Origin of the sequence: uncultured Paraglaciecola sp., assembly GCF_937123705.1 — a bacterium.
Classification (GTDB): Bacteria; Pseudomonadota; Gammaproteobacteria; order Enterobacterales; family Alteromonadaceae; genus Paraglaciecola.
Genome location: NZ_CAKZKO010000185.1, coordinates 1 through 5,024 on the forward strand (window position 1 = coordinate 1; position 5,024 = coordinate 5,024).

Genomic DNA, 5,024 nt, shown 5'->3' on the forward strand with positions numbered 1-5,024 from the left:
TTTTTAAGACTTTTTATCATATTTAATACACCGGTGATCGCTCCAGTGGGTTGACCATCTGCGGTAGACAATGCTTGTAAATAAGGCACATGATATGCGCGAAATAAATAAGATGATCCGTCGACTAAAATAAGCGGTGATAATGAAGAATTTGGCATGGTAATTTAATGGCTAACAATAAAGTGTGCTAAGAATGCCACATTCAAGGGTTTCACTCTATAGTTGCGTTAAGATAAATCTTTTAATCTGTGGATAACTTTGTTGACAAGCAGGAGAAATTGCATATCGATTACAGTAAAGGATATAGATGATATGTTTAATGTGTTGATTTCTTGTGTATTGTGGGAAATCAATCTCAATATTCAGTATTTCTTTTTGATTGCTGTTTTTATAAGCCCTTTTCTATTTTATCAGCATGAACGTCTTATGATGAATTTGGTAGTTAGCAGTTTCTTTGGCCTGTTTCTTGGTTTTGAAATTTGGTTTTATGTATCGATAGCTGACAATACGATGTCTCAACACCAACAAATATTTCGGCTGGCTTGTGGACTTGTATTTGCTCTATCCAGTATGTTGTGTAGTTTTCATCTTTGGAAAAACGTTAATCGAAGTTGGGAAAAACTTTCAAAAGAAAAAAAACGTTCAGAACAATTATTATTGAATATTCTTCCAAGTAGCATTGCGCAACGCCTAAAACATTCATCTGAAATAATCGCTGACTATTTTGAGCAAGCCAGCATTATGTTTGCAGACATTCAAAATTTTACTCCAATGTGCAAAAAGCTATCGCCACATCAGTTAGTCAATTTTCTAAATGAAGTGTTTACTGAGTTTGATAACATTACTCAAAAACATGGATTAGAAAAAATTAAAACTAATGGAGATGGCTATATGGTGGCGGGTGGGGTGCCAATTAATTGTGATTTCCATGCTATTCAATGCTGTTATTGCGCGTTAGACATGCAAGTTGCCTTTAGAGATATTTGTAAAGCTCATAGTATGCAAACAGGTTTAAGGATTGGGATTGGCTGCGGAGAAGTCATCGCTGGAATTATTGGAAAAAGTAAATTTAGTTACGATTTATGGGGTGAAGCTGTTAACTTAGCGTCACGCATGGAGAGCCAAGGAATACGCAACAAAATTCAGGTAACTGAATCAATTTATAACATGACTAAACACCATTTCAATTTTGATAAACGAGATCCAATCCAAGATAAAGGTGTTGGCTGGACAAATACCTATTGGTTAATTTCAAAGAAAGATAAGTTAGGAACAGATGTACACATTAAACAACTTCAATGTAAGAACGTTTCTCGGTCAATATTGGCAGAAAAAACCGCTCGTTATTAAACAAGGTTTTGAAGATTTTGTAGAACCTCTTGATGAAAACGAATTGGCTGGTTTAAGCCAAGAGCCAGACATCGACTCAAGAATAATTAGTAATCAGGACAACAACTGGCAATTAAATCATGGTCCTTTTGATGATATTAATGCTCTTTGTATTGGGGCTTGGAGTTTATTGGTTCAATCGGTCGATCACTATATACCAGAAGCCGATGCACTCATGAGGGCATTTGATTTTATACCACATTGGCGCATGGACGACTTAATGGTGAGTTATTCCAATAAAGGTGCGGGTGTTGGTCCCCATCTCGACCAATATGATGTTTTTATTATTCAAGGAAAAGGCACCAGACGCTGGCAAGTAGGACTACCAGCAGAGTTTACACATGTTCGCCCACATAGAGATCTATCTCAAATCACTGAGTTTGAACCGGTAATCGACCAAGTTTTACACAGTGGCGACATTATCTATATCCCAGCTAATCATCCTCATAATGGCGTAGCCTTAGATGCTTGTTTGAATTATTCAGTTGGGTTTCGTGCACCAACTCAACAGGAACTATTGTCTTCATTTGCTGACTTTGCTTTGGATAAAAATTTGTTTCAAAAGCGCTTTACTGATGAAAAAATTGCGTCTAGGGATTTTAGTGGCGAAGTTAAAATAGATGAGGTCAGTAGATTTAAAAATTTACTTCAACAAGTGTTGGAAAAAGAACATTTTTCCAATTGGACCGCTCAATTTCTTAGTCAAAGTGCTACGCATCAGGGCGATGATGAACAAGAATTAGAACAATTTAGCATTCAGGAAATTAACCAATTAATAGACGATAATACTGGTTTTGTTCGAAGTTTAGGAATTAAACCGGTATTTGTTGAACCTCAATCTACAGTTAGAGAAGAATTTTACTTTTATATTCAAGGAGATGAATTTTCTGCGCCGATTACTAGTAAACAGGTAGTTGTAGATTTCTTAAATCAGCCTGTTTTTAATATTTATGAAACTATACCTGAAAAACACAGAGTGTTTTTTGTACAGTTGCTCGCTAGGCTGGTCAATGCAGGGTACCGGTACCCTGAATACTAGGCGTTTACACATGACTTTTTTGCGAAGAACGATGACTGGAAAAATGAATACCACAAATTTAGATATCCCGAGTTCGGGTTAGATAGTTAAGAAAGGAATTTGTTTGCCTAAGGCGTATTGCTGAGGAATATGAGTTTGATCGCCAAGGTAGCATCGCATGTTATGAGTTAGTGGTAAATAAACACAATCAAGCGGTAGCGACTGGCCGTAATATTCCAAACGTAGCAATAGCTCGCATTGCGGTTGAACCAGAATTTAGAGACATTGATGGGTATCAAACTCTCTTTGCCCCATAGCTTAATATTGCCTCAGATTTAACTCTTAAGTTCTATTCCAATTCATTTGCTAATACTTGTAATGGATGTTGCGGTTTAAACCCTTCTAATCTTGCCACCTGACTGCGACAAGAGTATCCAGTTGCCAGAATTTGCTCAGGTGAATATTGGTTTACTGCTTGTTGCCAACTCAATTGATAAATTCCGGTTGATTCTTCAAGGTGGCTAGCTTCATGGCCAAATGTTCCCGCCATTCCACAACATCCAACGGATACTGCTGATAGCTTCAAGCCTGTAGTATGAAAGATTTGTTGCCAATGTTTTTCACTGACAGGTAGGGCTGTTTTTTCACTGCAATGCCCGAATAATGCATAGTGTTTTGTTCCACTTTGGCGCACTTTAGGAAGTTTAATGTCTAGCAACCATTCGTGAACCAATTGCACCTTAAATTCACCACGGGCTTCCCCAAGAGTTTTAGCATATTCATCTCGATAACAAAGCACCATGGAAGGATCTACGCCAATCATGGTGAGCTTTAAATCATCTATTTGATTGAGAAAGTCTGCTGCCGTTTTGGCTGTTTTTGCAAATTCGTTTAAAAACCCTTTTACATGCTGAGGTTTACCGTTTGGCAAAAAAGGCAACAGAACGGGCTCAAAACCTAATTTGCTAATGAGTTGCACTAATGACTCAACCACAGTTGCATCATAAAAACTGGTAAAGGGATCTTGAACAATACACACTTTTTGGGCTAATTGAGCTGGGCTTAATTGTTTTAATTCAGCTAAATCAAATTGTGTTGCTTGGTGCCCCTTTAATCTTTTATCAAGGGTAGGTTGCGATAAGATAGGCGTATCAACATATCCCACGGTTTTTTTAATAGCTGAATTGACCCAATTTTGATTTAGAAAAAAATTGATAAAGCCAGGCATCTTAGCCATAAGCGGAGCCATTTTTTCAATGTTAGCGACTAAATGATCTTTTGTAGGGCGTAAATACCGTTGGTAGTAAATACTCAAAAATCGTGATCTAAACCCCGGTACATCAACGTTAACAGGGCATTGGCTTGAACAAGCTTTACAGGCTAAACAACCGTCCATTACGTCTAATACCTGATGGGAAAAATCATCTTCGACGTTTTTATCGGTACTATTTCTAAGACGTTCAAACCAACTAGGCGGATCTTCATTGTGTTCAAGTGCATTGACATCAATATTTTGCTTTGACAATAAACGCAACCATTCACGCACCATGCTGGCACGTCCTTTGGGGCTGTGGCGCCTATCACCGGTTACTTTAAATGATGGGCACATAGGTGAGGTTGTATCGTAGTTAAAACAAAGCCCATTACCGTTACAATTCATGGCAGGCTCGAAAGAGGCTCTTACTTGTATCGGTATTTGCCGGTCGAATTCGCCTCTTTTTTGATCTGATACTTTGACTAAAACATCGGCAGAGTCCAAGGGAGTGCAAATTTTCCCTGGATTCATTTTGTTGTGTGGGTCAAACACTGTTTTTATTTTTCTTAGCTCAGTAAATAATTCATCACCAAAAAATTGTGGTCCATATTCGCTGCGATAGCCTTTGCCATGTTCTCCCCACATTAAGCCACCATATTTGGCTACTAAACTAACCACTTTGTTAGAAATTTCAGGGATCATGGCCTCTTGAACAGGGTCGCACATATCGAGGGCAGGGCGCACGTGTAATACGCCTGCATCGACATGTCCAAACATTCCATACTTTAAATCATGAGCATCAAGTAATGCCCTAAACTCCATTATAAAATCGGCTAAGTTTTCAGGAGGCACAGCCGTATCTTCTACAAAGGCGAGGGGCTTTTTAGTGCCTTTGATTTTCCCAAGCAGTCCTACTGATTTTTTACGCATGGCGTAAATCTTTTGAATGTCTGACTTGTCATAAGTGATTTGATAACCAATCACCCCAAGGTTTTCCGCTTGGTCTAAACTGGCACTTAATGACGCTATTTTTTGTTCAATATCGGCTTGGTCATTGCTGTTGTACTCCACCATATTCAGGCCTAGTACCGTTTTACCTGCTACTTCAGTGATCAAATCGGCAACCGAGTGCCAAATAATATCCTGCTTTGCCAAGTTAAGAACGTTACTGTCGACAGTCTCGACTGAGGTCGCATTTGCTGCAACCATACTAGGAGCATGCCTTAAGGCCGACTCAAATGAGTTGTACTTCACATTCACTAACGCTTTATATGTAGCGATAGGGGTGATGTTAACTTTTGCTTCGGCCACAAACACCAAAGAGCCTTCTGAGCCGGTGATCACTCGGCTAATATCTAATTC

At 38.8% G+C, this 5,024-nt stretch carries 4 protein-coding genes; 2 read left to right on the forward strand and 2 right to left on the reverse strand.

The window, feature by feature from the left end; all coding sequences use genetic code 11:
• A partial coding sequence (locus Q0688_RS23355; RefSeq protein ID WP_299082990.1) for a hypothetical protein occupies positions 1-158 on the reverse strand: 158 nt, incomplete at its 3' end.
• Between the two features lie 154 nt (positions 159-312).
• On the opposite strand from Q0688_RS23355, the gene Q0688_RS23360 reads away from it, so the two are divergent.
• Both Q0688_RS23360 and Q0688_RS23365 read left to right on the forward strand, forming a co-directional pair.
• Positions 313-1,350 (forward strand): adenylate/guanylate cyclase domain-containing protein, encoded by a 1,038-nt coding sequence (locus Q0688_RS23360; RefSeq protein ID WP_299082984.1) that lies wholly within the window; start codon positions 313-315, stop codon positions 1,348-1,350.
• Positions 1,277-2,428: a cupin domain-containing protein gene (locus Q0688_RS23365; protein ID WP_299082986.1), complete on the forward strand. Its 1,152-nt coding sequence runs from the start codon at positions 1,277-1,279 to the stop codon at positions 2,426-2,428. The genes Q0688_RS23360 and Q0688_RS23365 overlap by 74 nt, the downstream gene beginning before the upstream one ends.
• Positions 2,429-2,756: 328 nt before the next feature.
• Here Q0688_RS23365 and Q0688_RS23370 read toward each other — a convergent pair.
• Positions 2,757-5,024: FAD-linked oxidase C-terminal domain-containing protein (locus Q0688_RS23370; protein ID WP_299082988.1), on the reverse strand; the 2,268-nt coding region annotated here is incomplete at its 5' end.

Excerpts from the sequence above, each read along its gene's own strand:
- Q0688_RS23360 (WP_299082984.1), top strand. The coding sequence starts at position 313 with ATGTTTAATGTGTTGATTTCTTGTGTATTGTGGGAAATCAATCTCAAT.
- Q0688_RS23365 (WP_299082986.1), top strand. The coding sequence starts at position 1,277 with ATGTACACATTAAACAACTTCAATGTAAGAACGTTTCTCGGTCAATAT.